Below are 25,443 nucleotides of genomic sequence, written 5' to 3' on the forward strand. Positions count from 1 at the left end.
GTCGGCGGTCTCGCACGGGGGTCAGCTGTGAGGACATCACCAGGGCCGGGTTCGGTCGTCATGGGCAGTGGCGACCTGGGCGACGGCGTCGCGGAGAACGGGACGACGGCCTTACTGGCAGCAGAACACGCGCTGCTGGTGGACGGCGACCCGTGGACGGCCCGCGGCCTCTTCGCGGCGGCCTACGACGAGGCCGAACACAGCGACGACCCGGACACGCTGGCCCGCGCCGCGCTGGGGCTGGGCGGGATCTGGGCGCAGGAGCAGCGCACGGTGGCGGACGCGGCGGCGACCCGGACCCGGCAACGCGCCGCGCTGCGCCGCCTGGCCCCCCGGTCGGTCCTGGCGCTGCGGCTGCGCATCAGGCTCACAGCCGAACGGGCGTACCGCACCGGGGAGCCCGGCCCGATCCTCGCGCAGGTCGCCGAGGCCCGCACCGCCGGGGACAGAGTGGCCAAGGTGGAGGCCCTCACGCTGGCGCACTACTGCGCGATGGGTCCCGGGCACGGGCCGCTGCGACTGGAACTGGCCCAGGAGCTGATCGGCGAGGCGTCCAGGACGGGCCGTCCCGGCGACCTGCTGGTGGGTCTGCTGCTGCACACCGTCGACCTCTTCCTCGACGCCCACCCGCACGCCGCCCGCAGCCTGGCCGAACTGCGCGAACACCTCGCGATCCACGAGCACCGGGCCGTCCGGGCCATGGTGGAGGTGATCGAGGTGATGCTGGGCGTCCGCGCGGGCCGGCTCGCGGCGGCCGGTGCGGCGGCCGACGCGTGGGCCGAGCGCGGCGCCACCGCCGCGGGCGTCAACGCCCGGGCCTGGTACGGCGGGCAGCTCGGCACGATCCGCTGGTTCCAGGGCCGCATCGCCGAGCTCCGGCCGATGCTGTCGGACCTGGTGGACTCGCCCACGCTCAGCGAGACCGACTACTCCACGTACGCGTCCCTGGCGCTCGCCGCGGCTTCGGCGGGCGACCGTCCGCTGGCCACGAGCATGCTCGCCCGGCTGCGCGGCCGCGGGCTGGCCGCCCTTCCGCAGGCGGCGACCTGGCTCCTGACGATGTACTGCGTCACCGAGACGGCCTGGCTGCTCAACGACACCGGCGCCGCGGCCGAGGCGGCGGCTCTGCTGGCGCCCTACGCCCGGCTCCCGGTGATCGCGGGGCACGGGATCACCTGCCTGGGCTCGGTCCACCACTGCCTGGGGATGGCCGCGCTGACCACCTGCGACACCAGCGCCGCGGTCCGGCACCTGCGCGCGGCCGTCCAGGACAACATGACACTCGGGCACCGGCCCGCCACCGCGCTCTCGCGTGCCCGCCTCGCCCATGCGCTCGCTCTGCCGGGCCGGTCCCAGGACCTGGCCGCGGCCGACGCGGAGCTGATCGCCGCCGCCGAGGAGGCCGCGGAACTGCACATGCCGCCGCCCGGCATCGAACGAGGCACCGCGCGCCTCCGGGACGGCGATGCCGGTGCGCCCGGGCGCGGAACCCCGGCGATGTGCCGGCGCCGCGGCACGCGCTGGGATGTCGAGCTGGGCGGACGGGCCACAACCGTCGATCACTGCCTGGGCCTGGAGTACCTGGCGGTACTGATGGCCAATCCGGGCCAGGAGATCCCCGCGGCCGACCTCGCGGCCGGTCACGGCGGGCAGGACGCGGCACGCCCCGCCACGACCGGCCAACCGCTGCTGGACGAGGCCGCGAAGCGCCAGTACAGGCAACGGCTTGCGGACTTACAGGACCAGGCCGACCGATCCGAGATGGCCGGCGACCCGGACCGTGCCGCGGACCTGCAGCGCGAACGGGACTGGCTCATCGCCGAGCTGGCCTCGGCCACCGGGCTCGGCGGCCGGGCGCGCCGGTTCGCCGACAACGACGAGCGGGCCCGGATCGCCGTGGGGAAGGCCATCCGGCGTGCCCTCGACCGGATCACCGACGCCGACCCGCTCATCGGTGCCGAGCTGCGCTCACACGTGCGGACCGGACTGCGATGCTGCTACCTCGGCTCCCGAGCAGAACACCGTCAGCGTGCGGCGCCGAGCCCGTAACCCCAGCGCCAGCGGTGACGCCTAGGAACGTGTCCCACGTGGTCTCTCGGTGATCGGCCGGGATGATGTCGGACTGTGGTGTTGTCAGAGCCGGCGCGTCGGTTGGTTCTGATGCACCGGGCCGTGTTGGACGGGTTGGGCGGCTGCGGCATGGTCGACTGGAGAAGCACGATCGTGGACGCAGCCGCCGTCCGGGCGAAGAAGGGGGTAGCGGCTTCAACGGGCGTGCGTTGGCGATGCCCTGGTGAGGTCGATGCTGGTTGAAGAAGGTCTCGAACTCACGGAGGGCGTGGAGCACGTGCCGCTGGTTCCAGATCAGCGTGCGGTCGAGGAGCTCCCGGCGGCAGGTCTGCACCCACCGCTCCATCACCGCCTTCATCCTGGACATCCGCACCCCAGAAACCACCGTCTGGATGCCGGCATCGGCCAGGACGGCGTCGAACAGGCCAGGGAACTTGCCGTCCCGGTCGCGGGTCAGGAACCGTGCCCGGCAACCGGCGTCCTGAAGGTCCATGACCAGGTTCCGCGCCGCCTGGGTCACCCAAGCTGCGGTGAGGTGGGCGGTGGCGCCCAGAGCCCGGATGCGGCGGGTGTGGTGCTCGAAGGCGGTCGGGTCGTCCGGATCGTCGTAGTAGGAGAACTCCCCGACCTCGATCAGCGGGGAGGTGACCAGCGGCTTCAGCAGCACCACCCGCGGCTGGCCGGGCATCGGATGCACCACGGTCGGGTCGGCGGGAGCGGACATCGCGCATCATCCTTCTTCGGGGAAGCGGGCGGGGAACGTCAGATCTGCGTCACCGACTCGTGGTGTTCTCATGAACCCGCGGGGCGGGGCTCGCCGGCCGTGCCGGTTCAGTGCTCTTGATCAGCCACAGGCCGGTGAACACGGCGGTGGCCAGGGTGACGATGCCGGCCACGACGAAGGCGCTGTTGAGCCCCTGCTCGAAGGAGGCGCCACCGGACTGCCGGGTGCGGACGACGGCTCCGAGCACCGCCACGCCGAGGACCGCGCCGATCTGCCGGGTGGTGCTGCTGACGCCCGAGGCCAGGCCGCCCTCCTGCGGGGCGACCGACTGGATGGCGGCGCCGGTCAGCGGGGACATGGTCAGGGCGAAACCGATACCGACGACGGCCAGCCGCCACCACACGTTGGTGTAGCCGGTGTCGGCGTGCACGAAGCCCAGGGCCAGCAGTCCCAGCCCGGCCAGCGTCAGGCCGATGGTGACCATGATCCGGAAGCCGTACCGGGCGGCGAGCCGGCCCGCGAACGGGCTGACGACGACCATCGCGAGCGTGGCGGGCAGGGTCTGCACCCCGGCGCGCACGATCGAGCTGCCCTGGACGTAGACGAAGAACTGGGAGAAGAAGAACGACGACCCCATCAGCGCGAAGCCCACCACGACCATCGCGGTGTTGGACACCGTGAACAGCCGTTGCCGGAACAGCCGCAACGGCAGCATCGGCGCCGGGACCCGTCCTTCGACGACCACGAAGGCGGCGAGGATCACGGCTCCGGCGGCGAAGCTGCCCAGGATCACCGGTGAGGTCCAGCCACGGGAGCCGCCCTCGATCAGCCCGTAGGTGAGCGTCCCCACGCCCAGGACGGACAGGACCGTTCCCGGGACGTCGATCGCCGGGGCGCTCGGGTTGCGGGACTCGCCCAGCGTGCGCAGGCCGGCGACCAGCAGGACCGCGCCGACGGGCACGTTGACCAGGAAGATGGCGGGCCAGCCGAAGGCCTCGGTCAGCACGCCGCCGGCCAGCGGTCCGGCGGCCAGGCCGATCCCGCTGAGCCCGGCCCACAGGCCGATCGCCTTCACGCGTTCCTGCGGAGCGGGATACGCGCTGACCAGCAGCGCCAGCGAAGCGGGGCTGAGCGCCGCGGCCCCGATGCCCTGCGCCACCCGTCCGGCGATCAGCCAGCCGATCGAGGGCGCGACGGCGCACAGCACGGACGCGGCGGTGAACACCACGACGCCGGCCAGGAAGATCCGCTTGCGGCCGAAGCGGTCGGCGAAGACGCCGCCGGACAGCAGCAGCATGGCGACCAGCAGCACGTAGGCGTCGACGATCCATTGCAGCCCGGTCAGCTGGGTGTGCAGCCGCTCCTGCATGTCGGGCAGCGCCGCCCCGACGATCGTGTTGTCGAGCAGCACCATGAACTGCCCCAGGCAGGTCACCGTGAGCAACGCCGCCCGGTTCGGCTGGGCCACCGGCGGTGCAGGCTTCATCGTTCCTCCTAATGCAGTTCGTTACTGCTTTAGGGAAGTTAGCCGATCGGCCACCTAAACGCAACTGCCAACTGCGCTAAGGTGGGGACATGGGAGAGCGAGAACCGGTCCGGCGGCCCGGCGGACGCAGCGCCCGGGTCCGGGCGGCGGTGCACCAGGCCGTCACCGACCTGGTCGCCGAGCGCGGCTACGGCGAATTCACGGTCGGTGACGTCGCGGCCCGCGCGGGCGTGGCCGACACCAGCATCTACCGCCGGTGGGGCACCCTGGAGGCCCTGCTCACCGACGTGACGCTCACGCGCCTGAACGCGCAGTCGCCGATGCCCGACACCGGGAGCCTGGCCGGTGACCTGCACGCCTACGCGGCCCAGGTGGCACGCGAGATCACCGGACCCGACGGCCTGGCGGTACTGCGCCTGACCGTCGCCCTGTCCAACCGGGGCGAACAAGGCCTGCGGGCGCGCGACGACTTCCTCGCCGAACGCACCAAGTTCGTGCAGGCCATGCTCGACCGCGCCGGCGAACGCGGCGAGCATCCACCCGACGTGCTGGACGTCCTCGACCACATCATGGCCCCGATGTACATCCGCGTCCTGTTCGGCGCGGGCCCGCTCACCCCGGACTACATCACCGGGCTCGTCGACCGGCTGCTGGCGCAGCCCTGATCTCCCTCTTGGCCCGCAGTGCGGTCACCGGTCATCCCACCGGGTGAGGCTAGGAGACCGGGGCCTGACGAGCATCACTGCGAGAAGTCGCGGAAAGCGGCCCGGAGCGCGTTCCTTGGCGTGGCATTCCGCGCCGATGCGCGTGGGTGGCCGAGCGCGTATGGGACGCGTATGGGGCCTGCTCGCCGACCCCACCGGCTGGCCTACATTCGACCCGGCCATCCACGAAGTGCGCATCACCAGCGGCGGCGCCGTCACGGTGGACACGCGTTTCACCCTCCTACAACAGCGCCAAGCTGCACGCCGAGCTGACCCGCTGGCTCGACACGATCAAGACCGCCGCGGAACAGTCATGACAGGCGGTCGTGACAAGCACGACGTTCCTTACTTCTGCTGGTGAAAACCGGTTCGCCAGGAGGGGTGACGGGGTTGCCATCCCAGGGCGGTCGCTTTGTGGTTGCGGGCGCCGCGTTCCCATCCGGCGCGGCCGTGGCCAGGAGCGGGCGCCGGTTCGTCAAGGGCGGTGGCCAGTGCGGGGAGCCAGGCGCGGGCGGGGGCGGGTTCGTGGTCGACGATGTTGATGGGGCCGTTGGGCCAGGTCAGGGCGAGCAGGGCGGCTTGGGCTGCGTCCTGGACGTGGACGAAAGAGGTCACGGCGTCATTGGCGAGCAGTTCACCGGCTCGCAGTCGTGCAGCGATGAGGCCCTGGGGGGCGTACCAGGTGTCAGGCCCGTACAGGGTGCCGTAGCGCAGGATGACGTGGTCGCTGATCTCGGCGGCCGCGGTCTCCAGTGCGTGGATTCCGCCGATGGTGGTGGCGCGTGGTGGGGGCGCGGACAGGTCGAGCGGGACGGATTCGTCGGCGGGCAGGTCGCCGGCCTCGTAGGCCCAGGCGATCGATTGGGCGACGATGCGGCCGACGCCGGCCTTGCGGGCGGCGTCGACCAGGTTGCGGGTGCCGTCGCGGCGGATGCGGGCGTTGTCGGCCGGGCTGCCGTCGCCGAGCGCGGTGAGTTGGTGGATGAGGGCGTCGGGTGCCGTGGTGAGCAGCGCGTCGGTGACGGCCTCTCGGTCGAAGACGTCGAGGGCGATGCCGGTGGCGCCGGCGGCGCCGAGACGGGCTGCGCCTCGGGTGGTACGGGAGGTGCCGGTGACCTGGTGGCCCGCCTGCAGCAGGAGCGGGACCAGGGCGCGGCCGATGACGCCGGTCGCACCGGCAAGGAAGACGTGCATGTCAGGCCTCCGTTCGTGCGCGGCGGTCGCGGCGGGCGTCGAGTTCGTCGTCGACCAGGGCGAGCATGGGCAGTCCCGGCGCGCCGATCATCACGACGAGCAGGCGGGTCCAGGCGTCCGGGAGATTGTTGGCGGCTTGATAGTGGATGACGTCGCCGCCCGGTTCCCAGAACGCCTCGCCGGCGCGGATCACCCGGGGCGGTTCTCCCTCCAGTTCGAAGAGCAGTTCGCCTTCGAGGAGATAACCGAAGACCGGGCCGGAGTGGCGGTGGGGCGGGGTGCCCGGGTCGCCGGGCGGCAGTTCGAGCGTCGCCGTCATCACCTCGGCGCCGTCGGGGATGAACGGCGGCACCTGATGCAGCAGGGTCGTCAGAGTCGTGGAGCTCATGGTTCCTACCTGTGAGAGGTTCGGGCCGTGCGGTTCAGGAAGAGGAAGACGAGGGCGGCACCGAGCAGTACGACGCAGGCGTCCACGAGCAGGCCGGTGCGGATGCCGGTCAGGGTGTCGTGCGCCGAGCCGATCCGGGCGGTGGCGATCGCGCTGATGACCGGGATCCCCACGGTGATGCCGACCTGCTGGGTCATCGAGGCCAGTCCGCTGGCCAGGCCTTGCTCGGAGTCGGGCAGGCCGGAGGTGGCGGTCACCATGTAGGAGACGACGGCGCCGATATGGCCGAAGGCGCCGACCGAACTGGCCGCGAGGAAGAGCACCAGTCCGCTTGTGTGGGCACCCATCGCGAGCAGCGGCACGGTGGCCAGGCCCTGGACGAGCAGGCCGAGCCACAGCGCGGTGCGGCTGCCGAGCCTGCCGATCACGCGTGGTGCCGCCAGGCCGCCGGCGAAGGCGGCGACGCCCATGGCGGCGAAGGCGAAGCCGGTGGCGATCGGCGAGTAGCCCAGCACGTCCTGCAGGTAGAGGGTGGCCAGGAAGATGACCGAGCTCTCCATCGTGAAGGTGATCAGCCCGCCGACGTTGCCCCAGCTGACGGTGCTCAGGGTCAGCACCCGCATCGGGACCAGCGGAGCGGCCGCGCGCAGCTCGATCCGCCAGAACGCGAACAGCAGCGCCACGGCGGCGGCCAGCGCCGCCATGGTTCCCGGGGCCGTCCAGCCGTACCGGCCGGCCGAACTGACCCCGAACACCAGCGCGAACAGCCCGCCGGTGACCGTGGCGGCGCCGGGCAGGTCCAGCCGGGTGCGCTCGCCCCGGCTCTCAGCGATCACCCGGGGCACGGCGAGCACCATGACGACGGCCACCGGCACATTGATGAAGAACGCCCAGCGCCAGCTCAGCAGCGAGGTGAGCGCTCCGCCGAACACCGCGCCCAGAGTGAACCCGGTGGACAGCAGGGTGCCGTTGAGCCCCAGCGCCCGGTCCCGCAGCGGCCCCTCAGGGAAGGACGTGGTGAGCAGCGCCAGCGCCGCCGGCGTCGCCAGGGCCGTCGCCAGCCCCTGCACGACGCGAGCCGCCAGCAGCACCGACGGTGAGGCCGCCAGGCCGCCGGCCAGTGACCCGGCTCCCAGCAGGACCATTCCGGCCAGGAACAGGCGCCGCCGTCCGGCCAGGTCGGCGATCCGGCCGAACAGCAGCGTGAGGCCGGCCGCGGGCAGCATCATCGCGGTCCCGATCCACTGCAGGTTGCCCAGGCTGAAGCCCAGGCCCTCACCGATGGTGGGCAGCGCGACGTTGAGGATCGAGAAGTCCACCGACATCATGAACTGCGAGCCAAGCAGCACCACCAGGATGAGCTGCTGCCGCCGGGTCATCCGCGGTCTGGCCTCGGCGGCGGCCCCGGGCTGCGCCGTGGGCGCGCCGGCCGATGAGGGTGGCACTTCGGTGAGTGCGGTCATGGTCGAACGTCCGATCGTTCTGGTTGGAGGGCAGGCGTCATGGACCCGAGGCCCTGGGGGGCCGGGTCGGACGGGCCTGTCGGCGGGTGAGGGAGAGCGGCGGCTGAGCGGGCCCGGAGAGCAGGGGCCGGCTACGCATCGGCGCGTGGAGCGGAGGGACCGCAGGGCGCCCAGCGGCCGCGAAAAGGGTCTTACGAGCGGGTCAGGGCGGGCCGGTGCCGGCGACCCTGGTCCGGCCTCACTTGTCGATCGCGAGCTTCCCGGCGATGCCGAAGCTGTCGGCGGGGGTCTCCTCGATGAAGACCATGACCGTCTCGGCCGGGATCCCGTACGTCTCGACGAACGCGTCGGTGATCTTGCCGATCAGTTCCCGCTTCAGCTCGACGCTGCGGGGACCCTGCTGAACGGTGACGGCGGGCATGAGCCGCTCCTTCTGGCTGCGCTTTTCGGACCTGTCCAGACTCGTTGACCGGGATATCCGCATCAAGCGTGGTCTGTGGCACGATCGGTGAACCGGACTCACCGATGGGGGGCGGGCGGATGGAGCGCCACGAGATCGAGACCTTCCTGACGCTCGCCGAGGAACTGCATTTCAGGAAGACCTCCGAACGCCTGGCACTGGCGCAGGGCCGCGTCAGCCAGATCGTCAAGAAACTGGAGCGCCAGATCGGCGTCCCGCTGTTCGAGCGCACCAGCCGCCGGGTGGCGCTCACCCCGGCGGGCCGCGCGTTTTACAACGATCTGAAACCCGCCTACGACCAGGTCCTCGAGGCCGTCTCCACAGCGGTCGAAGCCGGTCGCGGCATCACCGGCACCCTACGCGTCGGCTACTCCACCCCCTTGGTGCGGCGACCTGGTGGTCCGCGCCGGGGACGCCTTCCGCGCTGCCCACCCCGGCTGCGAGGTCCACTTCCGCGAGATTCAGCTCAACGACCCCTACGGCCCGCTCCGGGCCGGCGACGTCGACCTCCAACTCACCGAGTTCCCCGTCGACGAGCCGGACCTCGCCGCCGGCCCAGTTATCATCTCCGAACCCCGGGCCCTGATCGTCCCGGCGAACCACCCCTACGCCCGCCGCGAGACCGTGTCACTGGAAGACCTGGCCGCGATCCCCCTCGTGCCCATCGCCAACGCCCCCGACCACTGGCTGGACCACCACTACCCCTCCCACACCCCCTCGGGCAGGGAAATCCCGCGCGCCCCGGCTGCCACCTACTGGCAGGAAACCCTGACCCTCGTCGCCGGCGGCCACGGAGCGGCCCCGGCCGCGGCCCGCGCCGAGCGCTACCACGGCCGCCCCGGAGTGGCCTTCGTTCCCTTCAGCGACGCGCCACCCATCCAATACGGACTCATCTGGTCCACCACCGGCCACAACGCCCGAGCCCGCTCCTTCATCGAGACCATCGTCCGAACACCGAGCGCCCGGCGTGAACCCCCGCCAACCGCAGGAACATGAACACCGCCACCAACCTGGCCGCGCGATGGCTCTTCCCCGGACGACGCGCTGGCCAGCCCCTCAACGCCACCGGACTATGCGATCAGCTCCGCGAACACGGTTACCTGACAGGCAAAGCCCGGCCCGCCGCTCTCCGCCAGCTCGTGCTCCAAGCCCCTGCACCAGTCGTCGCACGCTCGCTCGGCTTCCATGACCAGAGCGCCGCCCGCATCGCCGCCGAGGCCGGAGGAACCCGGAACGCTAGGCCCCCGGCAACCACACCGGTGACCGAGAAGTCCACGCCACGGACGAATACGCGCTGGACGATTACGCGAGCTCACCAGCATTCAAGCCCAACGCCAAGGCGGAATCGGAGCCTCCCTGGACACACCTTCGACGGGCATAGCTGCATTGGGTCTACCGCTGCCGAGGAGATGCGATGACCGGGCTGTTGTGGCTGGGTGGGTTTCTCGTCGTCTGCTGGTTGATGGTTGTCGGAAGTGTCGCCATCGTGCGCTGGCAGAGCTACCGGGCCTCGATCAGGCCAGAGGAGACCGACTCCGAACGGCAGGCGAGGATCAGGAAGCTGCTGGACCTGCCCGCCGATGGAGAAGACGAGCGTGAAGGCTACTGGCGGACTGACTGAGGCGAGGTAGCGGCGCCTGTGTCCGTGGCGGGGTGAGCAGCCGGCGGCCCGCCGCGTCGAACGCTCCGCGAGTCACGCGGCCTGAACGACCGCAACTGACCCGCAGGTCTTGACCACTGCCCCCCTCAGCCCGGCAGCAGGGTCGGCGCATCGGGTCGATGAGTTTGCCGGTTGCCTTAAGTCTTCCTTGCGACCTTTCCGCCCCGTCGGCGGATCAGGAGACGCCGGCCCCGGTGTCATGGAGGAAAGATGGTGGCCAGGATGAACAATCCGATTCGGCTGTACATGTCGATGTCGCTCGACGGCTATATCGCCGGCCCGGACGACCGGCCAGGGCAAGAGCTCGGACGCGACGGTGGACGGCTCTTCAACTGGCTCGACGACCGGGAGTCCGACGGTCCGAGCGGCCAGGTCTACCGCGAAGCGCTGGCAACCGGCGCGCTGATCTCCGGCCGTCGGACCTTCGAACTCGCCGGGCGCTGGCAGGGCGACCACCACGACGGCGTGCCGATCTTCGTCCTCACCCACCAAGTGGAGGACGGGGACGTGCCACCCGGCCACGCACGTTTCGTCACCGATGCCAAGGACTGCGCCCGTCAGGCTCGTGCAGCCGCAGGGGACCGGCCGGTCATGGTCCACGGGGCGGGGGCGGCCCAAGCACTTCTACGAGCCGGGCAGCTCGACGAGATGGAGATCCACCTGGTTCCGGTCCTCCTCGGGGACGGCCGACGGCTGTTCGACCACCTGGGCAGTGACCACATCGAACTCGACCTCATCCGACGGCTCGAGGACCGAGACGTCACGCACCTCCGCTACCGGGTGCACCGAACCAACGAAGAAGGTTGAACCGCGTGAAGACGCTCTTCGTCTCCTACCGCGTCACCGACCTGGACCGCTCGGTCGGTTTCTACACCGCCTTGGGCTACACCGAACTGGGCAGGGTCGAGACCGGCGACAGGGCTCGCCTCGTGATCCTCAAGTTCCCTGACGAACCGGCGGCCTCGCTCGAACTGGTCCACCGCCCCGGTGACGGACCGGTCGACGTGGGCAGCGGTTTCGACCACCTCGCGATCCAGGTGGAAACCCTCGCCACCACCCTGGAGACGCTGACCGAAGCCGGCCTGGGGCCCGAACCCGTCCAGTACCCGGGCGGCCCGCACGGCCCGAAGACGTCGTGGCTGACGGACCCGGATGGGTACCGGATCGAGTTGGTGGAGTGGCCGCCGGGACATTCCCACGGCATCACCGCAGCAGACTTCGCCTGAGGCGGTCGCCCTCGGCGCGACCGCGGCACAACGCGAGGCGGCATCCCATCCACAGGTCTTAACGATTACTCGCCGTGTCTGACGGGCTGAACCTGCTCAGGGACAAAGCGCTTAGGTCTGGGGGCGGTGGCTTCCCGGTTGGCTCCCGGACGGGTCTGAAGATCGAAAAAGGTCCCGGAGTGATCTCCGAGCCCCCTTGTCGACCTGCTGAAACGGGGTGCGCGATCCTGGGTTCGAACCAGTGACCTTTTCGTTGTGAACACGACCGATCATGCCTCGGTTGATAACCGTCCCATCCAACCTTCGGGACAGTGATTGCCGCTCACGCTGCGCGCTGGCGAGATCGCACGGCGATTCGGGCTGCATGTTGCTACGCCCTCGCGGCCGGCCGAGGAGCCCACCACAACGTTTGGGCTGCACCAGGGGCTCGACCGGAAGGTGGGAATCGATCTCCGGCTGCGGTATCGGACGGTCTGCGGGTGCAAGTGCAGCAGCCGGGATGCGTCGACGATGCGGCCCTGGGATCGCAGCCAGGCGTAAAGGGTCTGGGTCAGCCTTTCCCTGGTGGGCGGGGTGAAGTGAGCGAAGGGGGCCATGCAGCGTTCGACCAGTAGCTGGGTGAGTGATTCGTCCTGCAGCAGCAACAATGTCGTCAGATGTTGGCCGCAAAAGACCGGGTAGTCGGGGATGGTGCCGCGGCGGGCGAGGTCGAGTCCGTGGCGGGCAAGGCGCAGGGACAGGGACGCTTGCCTCAACGCGACGGTGGGTCCGACGCTGGCCTGGGCGTCCTTGAGGGCGCGCGGCCAGGGGTCCAGGGCTCGCCGAGCGCCACACAGGCCAGCGTGGGAGGCAATGGCCAGCGAGCTTGTTCGGCGAGCTCGGCGATCCGGGTGGATGATGCAAGGGAGGGACCGGCGACGAGGAGTTCCAGCAGTCGCTGGCGTTTGCGCTGGATGTCGCCGGCCGGTTCGGCGCTCAGCGCCGCGTATCCGTTGACCGCGTGGGCGCCGGCCTCTTCGACGAAGGCGAATACCGTCTGGGCGAGCAGATACATGGTGTCGGGTGACAGGTGGGCGTGCTTGCCGAGCCGGGAGTAGAACCGCCAGCTGACCCGGGCGCCGACTCTGAACGCGCTTTGCAGAGAGTCCAGGCTGCGTCCTGCGATGTACTCTGACCGGCCGAGCGCCCGATACAGCGAGGCGTTGTGTTCGGTGGCGCGGGCCGGGTCGGCGATGCCGTCGATGAACTGGTGCAGCCCGCGGGAAACGGCGGTGTGCGGAGGCGCGGTCCGCCTCGACCAGGGGATCGAATTCCGGGAGGCACCGCTGAATCTCGGCAACGATTTCGTGGGTGAGTGCTTCGACCTGACGGCGAAGCAGATCGGTCAGTTCGTCAGGCAGCGCCGCGAATGATGCGGCCGCCCCAGAATTCGCCGTCTGCGCCATGTCTGCCCCTCAGTCAAAGCCGACCGCGCCCCAACGTGACGACGGTCACGGTAATCACGTCTTGGCGACCGCGCAATTGTGCCTGGGACCGGTCTATTCGATCCGCTGACGGTGAGCGTTGGTTGGGTCACTCTGAGGTGATGGGGCGTGGTGGCTTCACCGATGCCGAGTGGATAGTGGCGCACCCGGAAACAGACCATCGACTGCGCTGACCGTGTCGCCCTCGTCGAGGGCGCCCGGATCGTCGAGGAGGACGCGGTGACGGACTCCTGCGCGGCAGCGACCGCGAGGCCGAATTCTGGAACATGCCGATGACGGCCGCGGCGAACGAATGAGCCGCCCATTCAGTGCGCGACGCCACGAGTGACCTGGTGGACACTGCTGTGCAATCGGCGACAGTTCTGCCGGTTGCTTGAGAACTCCATCGGCGGGCGAAGGCGCGTCCGATTCGAAGGTTACCGAATGGGCGACTACGGTACGCACTCACGTCGTCACAGTCTCCTTTGAGGACTCGAGCGTGCAAATGCGCGGGTTCGCCCAGGAGGCACAGGGCCCTGACAAACCCCTTTTCGCAGTTCACTGCGGGATTCAATCTCTGATTCCTTGTGTTCACGGGCGCATGGTGGTGCAATGCGACGTGAGGTGATGCGCGTCACAGGATCACCTTTTGAGGACATGGGGCCGCGGCGAGAGGCTTGGGAATGCTCGGAGAACGGCATGGACGCAGGCCCGCGCCGCCATTGCGGGGGTGCCGCCGATGACCCCCGTCGCCGGCCCGGGCATCGAGCCGTCCCCAGGCCCTCAACCCGCGCACCGCAGGGCTCCTCGGCGGCGTACGATCCGGACACAGTTGGTGCTTCTGCTCCTGGTGCCGCTGGTCTCCCTCGTGGCGCTGTGGGGCTTCGCCGCAAGTCTGACCCTCGGGCCGGCCCTCACCAAGAACGCCGTCTCGCGGGCCTACGACAAGATCGGAATCCCGGCCAGTACGCTGTCCATCCAGCTGCAGCTCGAACGCGGCAACTCGGTCATGTACGTCGCGTCGGCCCGCCGCGACGGCGGCGCTCTCGCGGCCCAGCGCGCCAAGACCGACCGGGCGCTGGCCGCGTTCCGCCGCACCGCGCTGAAGGCGAAGCTGAGCGGCCCGTCCGACAAGCTCGTCAAGCAGCGGATAGGCGAGCTGGTCGACCAGCTCGGACGCCTCGGGACGCTGCGCGGCGGCGTCGACCGCCACTCACTCACCCGCCTGGACATCATCGACCGGTACGGCTCGATGGTCGGCCGGGCCAACGAGCTGTTCAGCAGCCTGTCGCTCGTCAACGACCTCGGCGTCTACCAGTCCGCGCGCGCGCTGAACAGCCTGAGCTGGGCGGTGGAGTTCATGCAGCGGGAGAGCACGCTGGCCGGCGCCGCCGCGCTCGGAGGCGGGCAGCTGAGCGTGCCGGAGCGGTCGGCGCTCGGGCAGTGGGTCGGAGCCGGACGCCAGTACTTCGACACCGGACTCGCCGAGCTCACCGGCAAGATGCGCGCCCCTGTGCAGCAGGTGGCCGATTCGCAGGACTACGTGCGCTTCCGGCAGCTGGAGACGTCCCTGTTGGAGGCGCGCGGCCGGCCGGCCGCCCAGACCGCGGGCGCCCTGGGCCAGCTCGCCCCCCGGCTGCTGCAGACTCTCGGGCAGGCGGTCATCCGCTCGGGCGCCATCCTGACCGGGCAGGCCAAGTCGATCGGCAACCGGATCATGGTCAAGCTCGTGGTCGCGGGCGGCATCGGCCTGCTGGCCGTGATCGCCTCCGTCCTGCTGTCGGCCCTGTTCGGCCGCAGGCTGGTCCGCGAGCTGCGCGACCTGCAGAGGGCCGCGCGGATGCTGGCGGAGGAGCGATTGCCCCGCCTGGTCGGCCTGCTGCGCCGCGGTGAACCGGTCGACCTGAACGCGGAGCCGCCGCCGATCAGCACGGCCCGGACGACCGAGATCGGACGGGTCGCCGACGCCTTCACGCAGGCCCAGCGCGTGGCCGTGCAGAGCGCCGTCGGAGAGTCGAAGCTGCGCCAGGGCGTCAGCCGCGTGTTCCTCAACCTGGCCTGGCGGAGCCAGTCGCTGCTGCACCGCCAGCTGCGCATGCTCGACGGCATGGAACGCCGGGTCACCGACCCCGAGGCGCTCCAGGACCTGTTCCGGCTCGACCACCTCACCACGAGGATGCGGCGCCATGCGGAAGGCCTGGTCATCCTCTCCGGCGCGCCCCCCGGCCGCGAGTGGAGCAAGCCCGCCCGGATGGAGGACGTGGTGCGCGCCGCCATCGCCGAGGTGGAGGACTATGAGCGGGTCGAGGTGCGCACGGCGGAGCCGACCGCGCTGACCGGCGCCGTGGTCGCCGACGTCGTGCACATGCTCGCCGAGCTGATCGAGAACGCCACGGCCTTCTCCCCGCCCAACACCGAGGTGCTCGTGCGCGGCGAGACCGTCGGCAACGGGTTCGCGATCGAGATCATCGACCGGGGCATCGGCATGAACGAGCCCGAGCGTGCGCGGCTGAACGAGCTGCTGGCGAGGCCGCCGGAGTTCGACCTCGCCGACACCGACCGGCTCGGGCTCTTCGTCGTCTCCCGCCTCGCCGCCCGGCACGGCATCAAGGTGCGCCTGCAGGAGTCCGGCTACAGCGGGACGGCCGCGATCGTGGTGCTGCCCAGGAGCCTCGTGGTGGGCGCCCTCCAATCGCCGGCCGAGCGTCCCCGCCCGGTGCCGGCCGCCGAGCGTGTGCAGCCGGTGATCCCCTGGCAGGACGAACCGGCCTCGCCGTACGGGACGGCGACGGTCGCCCGGGCCGAGCCCCTGTACCCCAACGGCGGCCCCGCCGTCCCGTCGGCGGAGCACGACACGCCGGCGGATCCCGCGGGCCCGCGTCCGCCCCTGACACGCCGGCGGAAGATGGCCAACCTCGCCCCGCAGCTGCGCGATGTCAGGACCGGTGCCGAGAGCGTCCCGGCGCCGGGGCAGCAGGAGGGCCCGAACGACACGGGCGCGAACGACACGGGCACGAACGGCGGCGGGCTGGGCCATTCCGCCGATGCGTCGCGCGAACTGTGGAGCTCGTTGCAGGGCGGCTGGAGTCGCGGGCGGGAAGACAACGGGGAGGACATATGAACGGACACGCTGCATGGGAAGGGCCGTCACCGGTGTTCGCGGACGCGGGCGCGCTCGGCTGGATGCTCGACGACCTCATCGAACGGGTCGGCCAGATCCGCAAGGCACTGGTCCTGTCCCGCGACGGGCTGGTGATGGGCGCCTGCCGCGATCTGTCACGGGACGAGGCGGAGTACCTGGCCGCGCTCGCCGCCGGCCTGTACAGCGTCGCGAACGGCGCCCAGCCCCACCTGGACGCGGGTGAGGTGAGGCAGGCGGTCATCGAGCTGGAGGCGGGGCTGTTCTTCGTCGTCCCCGCCGGATCGGGCAGCTGCCTGGCCTTGCTGAGCGAGGCGGGCGCCAACGCGGGACTGGTCGCCTACGAGATGACAATGCTGGTGAAGCGGGTCAGCCAGCATCTCGCGGCACGGCCGCGGGCCGACCTGCCGTCCTCCGGCGCGGGGTGATCCGCGATGGCCTCCACGCGTCCTGAACGCTGGGTCGACGCGGACGCGGGGCCGTTGGTGCGGCCGTACGCCATCACGCGCGGCCGGACGCGGCCGCGCGGCCAGCGCCTCGACCTCGTCACGATCCTGGCGGGGACGGGCCGCCCGGCCCCGGAACCGGGCCTGCTGACGCACGAGCACGAGAGGCTGCTGGCCTTGTCCGGCCGCTCGTACACCGTCGCGGACCTGGCCTCCGAGCTCGAACTCCCGCTCGGCGTCGTCGCGGTGCTGGCGGGAGACCTGATCGAGCTCGGCCTGCTCACCGTCGCGCGCGACGCGCCGGCGCAACGGCCGGACCTGGACATGCTGCGGAGGATTCGCGATGAGCTACGAGCCCTCTGAGCCGCGGGAGGGCCCCCGCGTCGCCATCAAGATCCTGGTGGCGGGCGGTTTCGGCGCCGGCAAGACGACCCTCGTGGGCTCCGTCAGCGAGATCCGCCCGCTGCGGACCGAGGCGTACATGACCGAGGTCAGCGTCGGCGTCGACGACGTCCGGGGCGTCGAGGGCAAGGAGACGACCACGCTGGCGATGGACTTCGGCCGGATCACCCTCAGCGACGGCGTCGCCCTCTACCTGTTCGGAACTCCGGGCCAGGAGCGCTTCTGGTTCATGTGGCAGGAGCTGTCCAGGGGCGCTCTGGGGGCGGTGGTCCTGGTCGACACCCGGCGGATCAGCGCGAGCTTCGGCGCGATCGACTTCTTCGAGCAGCGCGGCGCCCCTTTCGTCGTCGCGGTCAACTGCTTCGACGGGGGCCACGCCTACACGGCGGAGGAGGTCCGCGCGGCCCTCGACGTCGATCCGCAGGTCCCGGTCCTCCTTTGCGACGCCCGCTTCCGCGCATCGGCCAAGCAGGTGCTCGTCGCACTCGTCGAGCACGCCATGCGCCCCTACGAGCAGGACGCCCCCAGAACCAGAACCGCAGACCGCATCTGAAGACGTGCTCAACAAGGGCGGCCACAAGGACGCGACGTTCCACCTCGCCAGCACAAAAGCCATCGTGCTCACCGACGACGACGGCCAAGACGTGGCAGTGCCGAGATGACGACGGTATGCGCGAGACCGCGATGCCGAGGGACCGTATCGAGGCACCGGAGGCAGTCGCCGCCGCCCTCGCCGAGGTCCTCGCGACCGGCGAAGTGACGCCGGCACACCACGCCACAGACTCGCGCGGGCGCCATCGAGACTGAGAGGTCGTAACGGACAGATAGTCGTCCCTTGCTGATCGAGCGTTTCGGGGGCGTCGTCCAAGACCTCGTGTTACTACTGTCGGTGTCGCCTACGGAACGGTGAGTACCGATGAGTCGTGATGAGACCGTCAAATCGCATGACGAGGTGGTGTATCTGGCGGCCGGGGTCGCCGACGTGGTGCTGGGCGGCGCGCGGAGCGTCCTGCGGCGGCTGCCCGGATGGGGCGAGGTCCGCCGGGAGCTGCGGGCGCGCGGTGAACTGGCGTGGGGCCGGACGGCGCCGGTGTCCGAGTCCCATATGGAGGTGCTGGCCCGGCGGGTGGGCGAGCGCGGGGCGCGGCGCGTGAGCGATGCCGGTGAGTGATCTCCGGGCCCGGGTGGACCGGGCGCTGGAGGAGTTCCTGGACGATGAGATCGCCGAACTGGTGGCGCTGGACGCCGTCCTGGCGCCGGTCGCCGAGCAGGCGCGCGTATCGGTGGCGGGCGGCAAGCGGATCCGTCCCGCGTTCTGCTACTGGGGATGGCGGGCGGCCGGGCAGCCGGACACCGAGTCGATGGTGCGGGCCGCCGCGGCACTGGAGCTGGTGCACGCGGCGGCGATCGTCCACGACGACGTCATCGACCGCAGCCCGATGCGGCGGGGCCGCCCCACGGCCCACGAACGGCTGGGCGACGGGCTGGCGATCATGGTCGGCGACCTGCTGCTGGGCTGGGCCGGGCAGCTGTTCCACGCCTCCGGGCTGCCGCGCACGTTCGTCGCGCGGGCGGTGTCCCTGTGGACGGCGATGGGCCGCGAGCTGATCGCCGGTGAATGCCTGGAGCTGCTGAGCACCGGAGCCCCCGCCGACGTCGGGCAATCGCTGCGGATCGTCCGGTTCAAGACCGGCTCCTACACCGTGGAATGGCCGCTGCGGATCGGCGCGGTGCTCGGAGGCGCCGCCCCCGTGATGCTGGAGGCGCTGGCGGGCTACACCCGTCCGCTCGGCGAGGCGTTCCAGCTCCGCGACGACCTGTGGGGCGTGTTCGGCGATCCGGCGGCCACCGGCAAGTCCGACCTCGACGACCTGGCCGGCCGCAAGCCGACCGCGCTGCTGGCCCTCGCCCTCGAACACGCCGGCCAAGCCGACCGCGAGGAGTTGCGCGGGCTGCTGCGCGGCGCGGTCGGCGTCCCCGAGGCCGACCGGATCAGGCAGATCATGCGCCGGTCCGGTGCCGCCGACCAGGTACGGCAGATGATCGGCGAACGCGCCGGAGCCGCGCGGACGGCGCTGGCCGGCGTCCGGCTCGCGCCCGAGACCACCCGCGCCCTGACCCTTCTGATCGATGAGGTGACCGCAGATGCCTGACGCCCCGGCCTCGCCCGGCCTGCCGGGCACCGGCCCCTATGACGACGCCTTCATGGACGCCTTGCGGCTCCAGGGCGACGAACTGGCCGACACGACCGTGGAAGCGCTGTTCACCGGCGGCCACGTTGCGCGGTTCAACACGTTGATGCGCTGGTTCACCACCTCCGGGCAGCCGCTTCCCGACGGGCTGCCCGATGCCGCCCGCGACTACCTGAACGCCACTGCCCCCGCGCCCGACTGGGTCGACTGGACGGTGATGGAGGAGGCCCGGCAGTTCTTCATCGACAACGACGTGCACATCTCCACCGCGCTGTCGTTCGCGTCCATGCCCGCCTGCTACATGGTCCCGCACGTGGCCAGGCTGCTGGCGGTGACGCACTCGCTGGACTACCCCTCGCGCCGCATGGCCGAGACCGGGCAGTTCACCGTCTACCTCATGCAACCGGACGCCTTCGAGGCCGGCGGACGGTTCCTGCCGTCCGCGCAGAAGGTACGGCTGCTGCACGCCTCCATCCGCCGCCACCTGCGCGAAGCCGGCCGCTGGCCCGAACCCGTGCCGATCTGCCAGGAGGACATGCTCGGCGGACTGATGATGTTCAGCATCCAGGTCCTGGACGCCCTGCACCGCCTCGGGATCCACATGACCCAGCAAGGCGCCGAGGCCTACTACTACGCCTGGCGCGTCGTCGGCACGATCCTGGGCTGCGACCCGGCCGTCATCCCGCCCGACCTACACGCCGCCCGCGAGTTCTCCGACCGCTACATGCTGCGCCACATGGGCCCCTCCGCCGAAGGCGCGCACCTGACCCGGCAGCTCATCGACCTGTACGCGGACGTCGTCCCCGGCACCCTGCTCGACCCCGTGGTGCCGGCCCTGATCCGGTTCCTGATCGGCGACACCGCAGCCGGCTGGCTGCAGGTCCCCCGATCCCGCTGGGACGGCGTCATCAAGATCGCGCCTGGGCTGCTCGGCGTCATCGAACGCTTCGAGGACCGCGGCCCATGGGCCGCCCAGGTCTCCGACCGGCTCGGACGCCTGGTCACCCACCTGGAACTGACGTCCCTCACGCGCGGCCGAGTCATGCACTACGCCATTCCCGAGGAACTGAAACCGCACCACGGCGTCCCCGTCACCACCCGATGGGTCCCGCCACCGCCCATCGCCGCCCCATGACCATCGAAGAGTGAGGTATTCGCAGGTCAGCTGAGGACGAGGAGCGTCTCTCGCCGGTCGCGTCCAGCGGAGTGGTGTATGAGTTGATCGCTATGTCCCGTGGCCGCCCGGTCACCGCTTGCCGCCGCAAGCGCCAGGCCGCCGGGCGCATCGGAGTGGCCGACGGCGATAGCGCGAGTTCCCACCCGCTGGTACCGCCGCTGGCCGGCCGGTTGCCGCTCGCGCCCCGACTAGTGCTCGGGAGTCAGGACCGGGCTGTTGTGGTAGGCGGCGATCAGCCACTGGCCGTCGCGCTTCTCGAAGACCCAGGTGGCGTTCACCTTGCGGTGATCGTCGGTGATCTCGGTTTCGCCGGGGAAGAGGACGGCGGATTCGCTGACGAGGATCGCGGCGTCCTGACCGATGAAGCGGATGCTGAGCTGCTTGTTCTGGGTGGAACTGCCCTTGAGGGGGCCAGCGAAGGCCTGGGCCATGTTCTGGCGGACCATCTCGCGGCCGTCGCGGAGCGAGCCGGTCATGATGGCGGTCGCGTCCGTGGTGTAGTCGGCGACCATGCCGTCGGCGTCGCCGGCCTCCCACGCTTTGTAGGAGGCGGCCAGCACGGCCTGGATCGCGGCCTCGTCCTGGGCACGGGTGTTCGGCATCGGGTTCTCCCTTGTGATCGGCTCGCCCGGGGTGTTCCGGAGAGCTCGCCGATACATACCGGCGGTGCGGGCCGAACTCATCGCACCGTCGTCAGGAGATTTCGGCGGGCAGGCCGAAGGCCGCGAAGAAAGCCAGGCGCGCTGCTCGGTCGTGGACGGCTGGCCGACCGGTTCCTGTTGAGCGTCGAATTAGTCGTCAGCGAGCGACGTGGAGTAGTTGTCAGCGCGTGGGGCCGTCGGCGACGGTGCCGTCCGGGTTGCTTGGTTTGAGAGCGCGCGGGCGGTCGGCTTACCGCAGGTTGTAGGTGCGGGTCACGGCGGTCAGGTCGCCGTCCTCACGCGTGGAGGGCACCAGATCGCGCGGCGGCGGCACGAAGCCGGGCACGGTCGTGAGACCGGTCGTCTCCGCGATCGCGGTGAGCCGCCGGCCGCCCGGTACGCGCACGGTGATCGAGGCGCCGCCGGCGGGGAGGCCGCGGAAGCGGACCTCGCCCGGCCAGGTTTTGGGTCGTGTCCCGTCGACCGCCACGCGTGCGGACCTGGAGCCCGGTACGGCCGCCGACGCCTCGGTGATCGGATGGTCGAAGCGCAGCGTCACCGAGCGGGCGCCGCGTCCGGTCCTCACCCGCAGCCGGACGAGGTCGCCGTCACGGGAGACGATCTGGACCCTGGGCTCGGCCGCCCGCATCGGCTGAGCCGGACCCGTCCACCGCAGGTTGCGCGCGTATCCGGGCGGAAGCCCGCCCTGGTCGTGGCCGGACACGTACCGCCGGGTCCAGGAACCGGGATCGGCGTCGCCGCTCACCCAGTGCGCGGTGCCGCTGTCGGCGTTCTTCACGTAGGCCAGGTGGGTGCGGCGGGGGCGCGTCTGGTCGTACCTCTCCGCGGTCAGCCCGGTCACGGCCAGCGCGACGGCGAGCGCGAGGGCCGCCGGCACGGCGAGCGCGGCCCGCCGCTCGGGGAGAACGAACTCGGCGAGGGGAAGCAGCGTCAGCCCGAACAGTGCCAGCGCCAGTGCGGGCACGCCCGCCAGCGCGAGCCCCATGCCGTCGAAGGCCGCCTGCGCCCACGCCGGCAGCAGCAACCCAGGGACAACGAGCCCGAGCATCAGCGCCGCAAACCGCCCGCGCGGCAGCAGGACGGCACCGAGACCGCCCAGCGCGCACGCCAGAGCGGGCAGCGTGCACAGGAACGCGGCGCCCGGCGCCACCCACGTGAGCAGGACGCCCAAACCCGTCGGCCAGGCGAGCGCGCCGACCGCGAGCGCAGCCGGGCCGACCCTGCGGCGCAGCGGGACGTACCACAGCGACAGCGCGAGCACGGCCAGCGCGGCGACGGCCGCCCGGTAGGGCACCGGCCGGTGCAGCAGGCCGCCCATAGTGTCGTAGTCGGGCCGCACGCCCGCCAGGACGCTCCACAGCACCTGCGCCAGTACGGCCGCCAGCAGCAGCGGCAGCACCGCGGACACCGCGGCGATCAGCACGCGCGGCAGGCTCGCGAGCCGCCGTTTCCGCACCGCCGCGACCAGCCCGCCGAACGCCAGGACCGACACGACGGTCAGCACCGGCACCAGCGCCCCCGGGGAGGTCACCATCACCCCGGGCAGCCGGAAATAGGTCGCGTCGCCCCGACCCTCCAGATCGGCCAGATCGGTGTTCCCGAGCGTGCGGGTGAGGGCGAGCATGGTGGCGCCCTGGTGCTGGAGGCTGCCCCGATCTAGGTTGCCGATCGAGTCCGTGGCCGTGTGGTAGTGGGAACCGCGCTGGATCCAGGCGAAGTTCATGCCGCGGAACCCGGCCTCGGACAGCGGGGTGAAGTCGGTGTTGTTCGGCAGCATCCGGTAGAGCTCGACCATCGAGGAGTCACCGTGCGGCCTCGGCGCCGCGTCCGCGAACACGCTGACCAGCCGCGCATTGTTCCGGGTCGTCTCGAACATCAACATGGGGCCGCCCGCCCCACGCGCCTCGAAGTTGAGGAGCACGCCCCTGGCCCGGCCGAGCGGATGCTCCCGGACGAACGCCTCGGCGCCGAGCACGCCGTCCTCCTCCCCGTCGGACAGCAGCAGGACCAGGTCGTTGCGCAGCGGGCCGCGCTCCCGCAGCGCGCGGGCCGTCTCCAGGATCGCGGCCACGGCCGCACCGTCGTCGGACGCGCCGGGCCCCATCGCCGCGGAGTCGTAGTGCGCGGCCAGCATGATCGTCCCGGTGGGGTCGCTGCCCGGGAGCGTGGCGACCACGTTCTCCACCCGCCCGAACGTCGCCAGCCCCGCCCCCGAGGAGGCCCCGATCGCACGCTGCACCTGCACGCCGAACCCTTCGGCGCGCAGGCGCTCGACGAGGTAGTCGCGTGTCCTCGCGCTCGCCGCACTGCCGATCGGCCGCGGCTCGGTGGCGAACCGGCCGAGATGGCCGAGAGCCCTCGCGGCACTGAACTCGTCCGCCCGAGCGTCCACGGGCAGCGGGCGCGGTGGGCCGTCCGCCATCGTCGCGGCGAACATGGCCACGCCGAGGGCCAGCAATCCGAGAACGCCGGCGAGCACACGGCGTGATGCGTCGAGCAATCTCTCCGTCACGCAACCCGACGCTAAGCCCGCCCGCGCAGGCCCGGAATGGGGTGCGCAACCCCGTCAAACTGCGGTTTCCCGCACCCCCGTTCATGTTGACCCTTTCAATGTGCGGACCAAACCGCCGGCGATGTCCGCCCCTCGCTTGCGAATCGATGGGCCGTTCGGATCGGCGGACGACTGTGAACGCACCGCCTGCTCGGTTGCGGCACCGATGGCCGACCGTGGCGGCTGCACGTCCGGGCGGCCGTCGCCGAGCCGACCGACCATCCGCGCGGGGAGCGTCACCCGGCCCGGGTAGTGCACGGGTCACGGTGCGGCTCACCCGGTGCGGCCAGGGCGCGGGGCCGCTCCTGCTCGTCGGGCCGTGCCGGACGATGACGCGCGGGCCGAGCGCGACGCCGCGGCGGCCGCCGTCTTCACCGCCGCAGTGGGAACAGCCTGATGGTACGGATCGTGTAGCGGTCCGGGTCGTAGGGGTCCATGTGGACGACAAGCAGGCGCGGCCGGTGGCGGCCCGGGTCGGAAAGCGGCGGGTTGCGAGGCAGGTGAGCGGCGCCAAAGCCCGTCCGCAAGCCCAGACCGGTTCAAACGGGGGCAGCGTAAGCCCCCTCGGTTCTGGGGCCTGATGCGGACGTCATAGCGGATTGCTGATCTGTCCAGTGGGGGCCTCCGGCCAAAGCTCCACGGTCTGTCGTGGTGGGTGGTCGCCTCCGACGTATGCCGGTGGAATTCCTGACTGACGAACAGGCCGAGGCGTACGGGAAGTTCGTCGAGGAGCCGAGACGCCCGGAGTTGGAGCGCTTCTTCTTCCTGGACGACGCGGACCGCGACCTCATTGCGCTGCGGCGTACGCAGCACCACCAACTGGGCTTCGCCTTCGCAGGGGCTGGGTGGTCAGAGTCGGCGCTCGTCGGGGAGCTGGGTGACCTCGGCGTGTTCGGCGCCGTCGATGAGAGCGCCCGAAGCCGGCTCCAACGGCTTCGGGCACTCTTTTCGTGGCCGGCATTCCAAGGCTCCGGTGATCCGGGCCTACCGGGCCCGTGTGCCGCCGTCGGTGTCCGAGTGCATCCGTCCCGGGGTGGGTTTCAGATCCAGGTGGGCACGTGCCCCTCGGTGTAGCGGGCGCCGAAGCCGCCCTGAGGCAGGATCTCGTCAATGGCCTTGAGGTCGGTGTCGGTGAGGGTCAGGTCGGCGGCACCGGCGTTTTCCTGGACGCGCTTCGGGCTGCGGGTGCCGGGGATCGGCACGACGTGCTCGCCCCGGGTCAGGAGCCAGGCCAGGGCCAGCTGGGAGACGGTGGCGCCCTTGGCCGCCGCGAGCTCGGCGAGCCGGTCGACGGCTTCGATGTTCTTCTCGAAGTTGCCCGGCTGCCAGCGCGGGTCGACGTTGCGTATGTCGGTGGCTTCGTACTGGTCGGCGGGCTTGGCGGTGCCGGTGATGAACCCGCGGCCGAGGGGAGAGTAGGCGACGAAGCCGATGCCGAGTTCGTCCAGGGTGGGGAAGAGCTGCTCGACGTCCCGTTCGAACAGGGAGTACTCGGTCTGCAGGACGGAGACCGGCTGCATGGCATGCGCCTTGCGGATCGTCTCGGGTCCGGCCTCGCTGAGGCCGAAGTGCTTCACCTTGCCCGCGTCGATCAGTTCCTTGACGGTGCACGCGACCTCCTCGATGGGCACCTCGGGGTCGACGCGGTGCTGATAGAAGACGTCGATGTGGTCCACGCCGAGGTAGCGCAGGCTGTTGTCGGCGACCTTGCGGATGTTGTCGGGCCGGCTGTCGAGTGCGCCGCCGATCCGCTCTGGAGGCACGGACATGTCGACGCCGAACTTGGTGGCCAGGACCACGTCGTCGCGGAAGTCCCTGACCGCCTTGCCGACCAGGATCTCGTTGGCTCCGGTGCCCCGGCCGTACATCTCGGCGGTGTCGAAGAAGGTGACGCCCAGGTCGTGCGCGCGGCGGAGGGCGGCGAGGCCGGCCTCCGCGTCGGTGGATCCGTAGGCCATCGTCAGGCCCATCGCGCCGTAGCCGATCGCCGAGACCTCAAGGCCCTGGCTTCCGAGTGTCCGGTGCTGCATGACTCA

24 protein-coding genes and 2 pseudogenes are annotated in these 25,443 nt (G+C 71.0%); 15 read left to right on the forward strand and 11 right to left on the reverse strand.

What is annotated here, in order from left to right:
- Nucleotides 1-60: 60 nt before the first annotated feature.
- Nucleotides 61-2,049, forward strand: a complete 1,989-nt coding sequence (locus tag QP089_RS07165; RefSeq protein WP_285910550.1) for a hypothetical protein — start codon at nt 61-63, stop codon at nt 2,047-2,049.
- Here the strand turns inward: QP089_RS07165 and QP089_RS07170 are convergent.
- Nucleotides 1,949-2,794, reverse strand: coding sequence for an integrase core domain-containing protein (locus QP089_RS07170; protein WP_285910551.1), 846 nt, complete (start codon nt 2,792-2,794; stop codon nt 1,949-1,951). The two genes, QP089_RS07165 and QP089_RS07170, sit on opposite strands and share 101 nt — an antisense overlap.
- A 49-nt stretch (nt 2,795-2,843) precedes the next feature.
- Nucleotides 2,844-4,280 (reverse strand): MFS transporter, encoded by a 1,437-nt coding sequence (locus tag QP089_RS07175; protein ID WP_285910552.1) that lies wholly within the window; start codon nt 4,278-4,280, stop codon nt 2,844-2,846.
- An 89-nt stretch (nt 4,281-4,369) separates the two neighbouring features.
- On the opposite strand from QP089_RS07175, the gene QP089_RS07180 reads away from it, so the two are divergent.
- Nucleotides 4,370-4,945, forward strand: a complete 576-nt coding sequence (locus QP089_RS07180) for a TetR/AcrR family transcriptional regulator (protein ID WP_285910553.1) — start codon at nt 4,370-4,372, stop codon at nt 4,943-4,945.
- A gap of 384 nt (nt 4,946-5,329) precedes the next feature.
- On the opposite strand, the gene QP089_RS07185 is transcribed toward QP089_RS07180, so the two are convergent.
- The 4 genes from QP089_RS07185 to dmpI form a co-directional block, all read right to left on the reverse strand.
- Entirely contained in the window at nt 5,330-6,178 is an 849-nt protein-coding gene (locus QP089_RS07185) for an NAD-dependent epimerase/dehydratase family protein (RefSeq protein ID WP_285910554.1), read from the reverse strand.
- Nucleotide 6,179: 1 nt separating this feature from the next.
- On the reverse strand, nt 6,180-6,566 hold the full coding sequence (locus QP089_RS07190) for a cupin domain-containing protein (protein WP_285910555.1): 387 nt from the start codon (nt 6,564-6,566) through the stop codon (nt 6,180-6,182).
- 5 nt (nt 6,567-6,571) lie between these two features.
- Complete coding sequence (locus QP089_RS07195; RefSeq protein ID WP_285910556.1) at nt 6,572-8,029, reverse strand: MFS transporter; 1,458 nt, start codon at nt 8,027-8,029, stop codon at nt 6,572-6,574.
- Nucleotides 8,030-8,267: 238 nt separating this feature from the next.
- A complete protein-coding gene (dmpI, locus tag QP089_RS07200; protein ID WP_285910557.1) occupies nt 8,268-8,450 on the reverse strand; it encodes a 4-oxalocrotonate tautomerase DmpI in 183 nt (60 codons plus the stop codon).
- Between the two features lie 119 nt (nt 8,451-8,569).
- Here dmpI and QP089_RS07205 point away from each other — a divergent pair.
- From QP089_RS07205 to QP089_RS07225, 5 genes and pseudogenes are all read left to right on the forward strand, one after another.
- Nucleotides 8,570-8,695 (forward strand): annotated as a pseudogene (locus tag QP089_RS07205) (LysR family transcriptional regulator); the annotation flags it as partial.
- Between the two features lie 190 nt (nt 8,696-8,885).
- On the forward strand, nt 8,886-9,485 hold the full coding sequence (locus tag QP089_RS07210) for a LysR substrate-binding domain-containing protein (RefSeq protein ID WP_285910558.1): 600 nt from the start codon (nt 8,886-8,888) through the stop codon (nt 9,483-9,485).
- Nucleotides 9,486-9,903: 418 nt separating this feature from the next.
- On the forward strand, nt 9,904-10,110 hold the full coding sequence (locus QP089_RS07215; RefSeq protein ID WP_285910559.1) for a hypothetical protein: 207 nt from the start codon (nt 9,904-9,906) through the stop codon (nt 10,108-10,110).
- A gap of 249 nt (nt 10,111-10,359) precedes the next feature.
- Complete coding sequence (locus tag QP089_RS07220; protein ID WP_285910561.1) at nt 10,360-10,956, forward strand: dihydrofolate reductase family protein; 597 nt, start codon at nt 10,360-10,362, stop codon at nt 10,954-10,956.
- A 5-nt stretch (nt 10,957-10,961) separates the two neighbouring features.
- Complete coding sequence (locus QP089_RS07225) at nt 10,962-11,375, forward strand: VOC family protein (protein ID WP_285910563.1); 414 nt, start codon at nt 10,962-10,964, stop codon at nt 11,373-11,375.
- A gap of 269 nt (nt 11,376-11,644) precedes the next feature.
- Here QP089_RS07225 and QP089_RS48725 read toward each other — a convergent pair whose 3' ends face one another.
- Nucleotides 11,645-11,971: a PucR family transcriptional regulator gene (locus QP089_RS48725; protein WP_353070560.1), complete on the reverse strand. Its 327-nt coding sequence runs from the start codon at nt 11,969-11,971 to the stop codon at nt 11,645-11,647.
- Between the two features lie 155 nt (nt 11,972-12,126).
- Nucleotides 12,127-12,714: a PucR-like N-terminal domain-containing protein gene (locus tag QP089_RS07230; protein ID WP_285910564.1), complete on the reverse strand. Its 588-nt coding sequence runs from the start codon at nt 12,712-12,714 to the stop codon at nt 12,127-12,129.
- A 959-nt stretch (nt 12,715-13,673) separates the two neighbouring features.
- Here QP089_RS07230 and QP089_RS07235 point away from each other — a divergent pair.
- The 7 genes from QP089_RS07235 to QP089_RS07265 all read left to right on the forward strand — a co-directional run bounded on the left by QP089_RS07235 (nt 13,674) and on the right by QP089_RS07265 (nt 20,152).
- Nucleotides 13,674-15,959, forward strand: coding sequence for a nitrate- and nitrite sensing domain-containing protein (locus QP089_RS07235; RefSeq protein WP_285910565.1), 2,286 nt, complete (start codon nt 13,674-13,676; stop codon nt 15,957-15,959).
- Nucleotides 15,956-16,405, forward strand: a complete 450-nt coding sequence (locus QP089_RS07240; protein ID WP_285910566.1) for a roadblock/LC7 domain-containing protein — start codon at nt 15,956-15,958, stop codon at nt 16,403-16,405. The genes QP089_RS07235 and QP089_RS07240 overlap by 4 nt, the downstream gene beginning before the upstream one ends.
- 6 nt (nt 16,406-16,411) lie before the next feature.
- Nucleotides 16,412-16,786, forward strand: a complete 375-nt coding sequence (locus QP089_RS07245) for a DUF742 domain-containing protein (protein WP_285910567.1) — start codon at nt 16,412-16,414, stop codon at nt 16,784-16,786.
- Nucleotides 16,767-17,378 carry a GTP-binding protein gene (locus QP089_RS07250; protein WP_285910568.1) on the forward strand — a complete coding sequence of 204 codons (612 nt, stop codon included), beginning with the start codon at nt 16,767-16,769 and terminating at the stop codon, nt 17,376-17,378. The genes QP089_RS07245 and QP089_RS07250 overlap by 20 nt, the downstream gene beginning before the upstream one ends.
- Before the next feature lie 363 nt (nt 17,379-17,741).
- Nucleotides 17,742-17,996, forward strand: coding sequence for a hypothetical protein (locus QP089_RS07255; protein WP_285910569.1), 255 nt, complete (start codon nt 17,742-17,744; stop codon nt 17,994-17,996).
- Nucleotides 17,989-18,978 (forward strand): polyprenyl synthetase family protein, encoded by a 990-nt coding sequence (locus QP089_RS07260; RefSeq protein WP_285910570.1) that lies wholly within the window; start codon nt 17,989-17,991, stop codon nt 18,976-18,978. Before QP089_RS07255 ends, QP089_RS07260 begins: the two co-directional genes overlap by 8 nt.
- Nucleotides 18,971-20,152 carry an oxygenase MpaB family protein gene (locus tag QP089_RS07265; protein WP_285910571.1) on the forward strand — a complete coding sequence of 394 codons (1,182 nt, stop codon included), beginning with the start codon at nt 18,971-18,973 and terminating at the stop codon, nt 20,150-20,152. Before QP089_RS07260 ends, QP089_RS07265 begins: the two co-directional genes overlap by 8 nt.
- Nucleotides 20,153-20,382: 230 nt before the next feature.
- Here QP089_RS07265 and QP089_RS07270 read toward each other — a convergent pair whose 3' ends face one another.
- Both QP089_RS07270 and QP089_RS07275 read right to left on the reverse strand, forming a co-directional pair.
- Nucleotides 20,383-20,796: an SgcJ/EcaC family oxidoreductase gene (locus QP089_RS07270; RefSeq protein WP_285910572.1), complete on the reverse strand. Its 414-nt coding sequence runs from the start codon at nt 20,794-20,796 to the stop codon at nt 20,383-20,385.
- Nucleotides 20,797-21,085: 289 nt separating this feature from the next.
- Complete coding sequence (locus QP089_RS07275) at nt 21,086-23,368, reverse strand: M20/M25/M40 family metallo-hydrolase (RefSeq protein WP_285910573.1); 2,283 nt, start codon at nt 23,366-23,368, stop codon at nt 21,086-21,088.
- 711 nt (nt 23,369-24,079) lie between these two features.
- Between QP089_RS07275 and QP089_RS07280 the strand changes: the two are divergent.
- A pseudogene (locus QP089_RS07280) lies at nt 24,080-24,238 on the forward strand (DUF4158 domain-containing protein); the annotation flags it as partial.
- Nucleotides 24,239-24,447: 209 nt separating this feature from the next.
- On the opposite strand, the gene QP089_RS07285 reads toward QP089_RS07280, so the two are convergent.
- Nucleotides 24,448-25,437, reverse strand: coding sequence for an aldo/keto reductase (locus tag QP089_RS07285; RefSeq protein WP_285910574.1), 990 nt, complete (start codon nt 25,435-25,437; stop codon nt 24,448-24,450).
- Nucleotides 25,438-25,443 lie beyond the last annotated feature (6 nt).

The sequence above is a fragment of the Actinomadura opuntiae genome (genome assembly GCF_030283205.1).
GTDB lineage: Bacteria > Actinomycetota > Actinomycetes > Streptosporangiales > Streptosporangiaceae > Spirillospora.

Bases quoted from the DNA above. Each gene is read 5' to 3' on its own strand.
- QP089_RS07165 (WP_285910550.1), top strand. From the start codon at position 61: ATGGGCAGTGGCGACCTGGGCGACGGCGTCGCGGAGAACGGGACGACG.
- QP089_RS07170 (WP_285910551.1), bottom strand. From the start codon at position 2,794: ATGTCCGCTCCCGCCGACCCGACCGTGGTGCATCCGATGCCCGGCCAG.
- QP089_RS07175 (WP_285910552.1), bottom strand. From the start codon at position 4,280: ATGAAGCCTGCACCGCCGGTGGCCCAGCCGAACCGGGCGGCGTTGCTC.
- QP089_RS07180 (WP_285910553.1), top strand. From the start codon at position 4,370: ATGGGAGAGCGAGAACCGGTCCGGCGGCCCGGCGGACGCAGCGCCCGG.
- QP089_RS07185 (WP_285910554.1), bottom strand. From the start codon at position 6,178: ATGCACGTCTTCCTTGCCGGTGCGACCGGCGTCATCGGCCGCGCCCTG.
- QP089_RS07190 (WP_285910555.1), bottom strand. From the start codon at position 6,566: ATGAGCTCCACGACTCTGACGACCCTGCTGCATCAGGTGCCGCCGTTC.
- QP089_RS07195 (WP_285910556.1), bottom strand. From the start codon at position 8,029: ATGACCGCACTCACCGAAGTGCCACCCTCATCGGCCGGCGCGCCCACG.
- dmpI (WP_285910557.1), bottom strand. From the start codon at position 8,450: ATGCCCGCCGTCACCGTTCAGCAGGGTCCCCGCAGCGTCGAGCTGAAG.
- QP089_RS07215 (WP_285910559.1), top strand. From the start codon at position 9,904: ATGACCGGGCTGTTGTGGCTGGGTGGGTTTCTCGTCGTCTGCTGGTTG.
- QP089_RS07220 (WP_285910561.1), top strand. From the start codon at position 10,360: ATGGTGGCCAGGATGAACAATCCGATTCGGCTGTACATGTCGATGTCG.
- QP089_RS48725 (WP_353070560.1), bottom strand. From the start codon at position 11,971: ATGGCCCCCTTCGCTCACTTCACCCCGCCCACCAGGGAAAGGCTGACC.
- QP089_RS07240 (WP_285910566.1), top strand. From the start codon at position 15,956: ATGAACGGACACGCTGCATGGGAAGGGCCGTCACCGGTGTTCGCGGAC.
- QP089_RS07245 (WP_285910567.1), top strand. From the start codon at position 16,412: ATGGCCTCCACGCGTCCTGAACGCTGGGTCGACGCGGACGCGGGGCCG.
- QP089_RS07250 (WP_285910568.1), top strand. From the start codon at position 16,767: ATGAGCTACGAGCCCTCTGAGCCGCGGGAGGGCCCCCGCGTCGCCATC.
- QP089_RS07255 (WP_285910569.1), top strand. From the start codon at position 17,742: ATGAGTCGTGATGAGACCGTCAAATCGCATGACGAGGTGGTGTATCTG.
- QP089_RS07265 (WP_285910571.1), top strand. From the start codon at position 18,971: ATGCCTGACGCCCCGGCCTCGCCCGGCCTGCCGGGCACCGGCCCCTAT.
- QP089_RS07270 (WP_285910572.1), bottom strand. From the start codon at position 20,796: ATGCCGAACACCCGTGCCCAGGACGAGGCCGCGATCCAGGCCGTGCTG.
- QP089_RS07285 (WP_285910574.1), bottom strand. From the start codon at position 25,437: ATGCAGCACCGGACACTCGGAAGCCAGGGCCTTGAGGTCTCGGCGATC.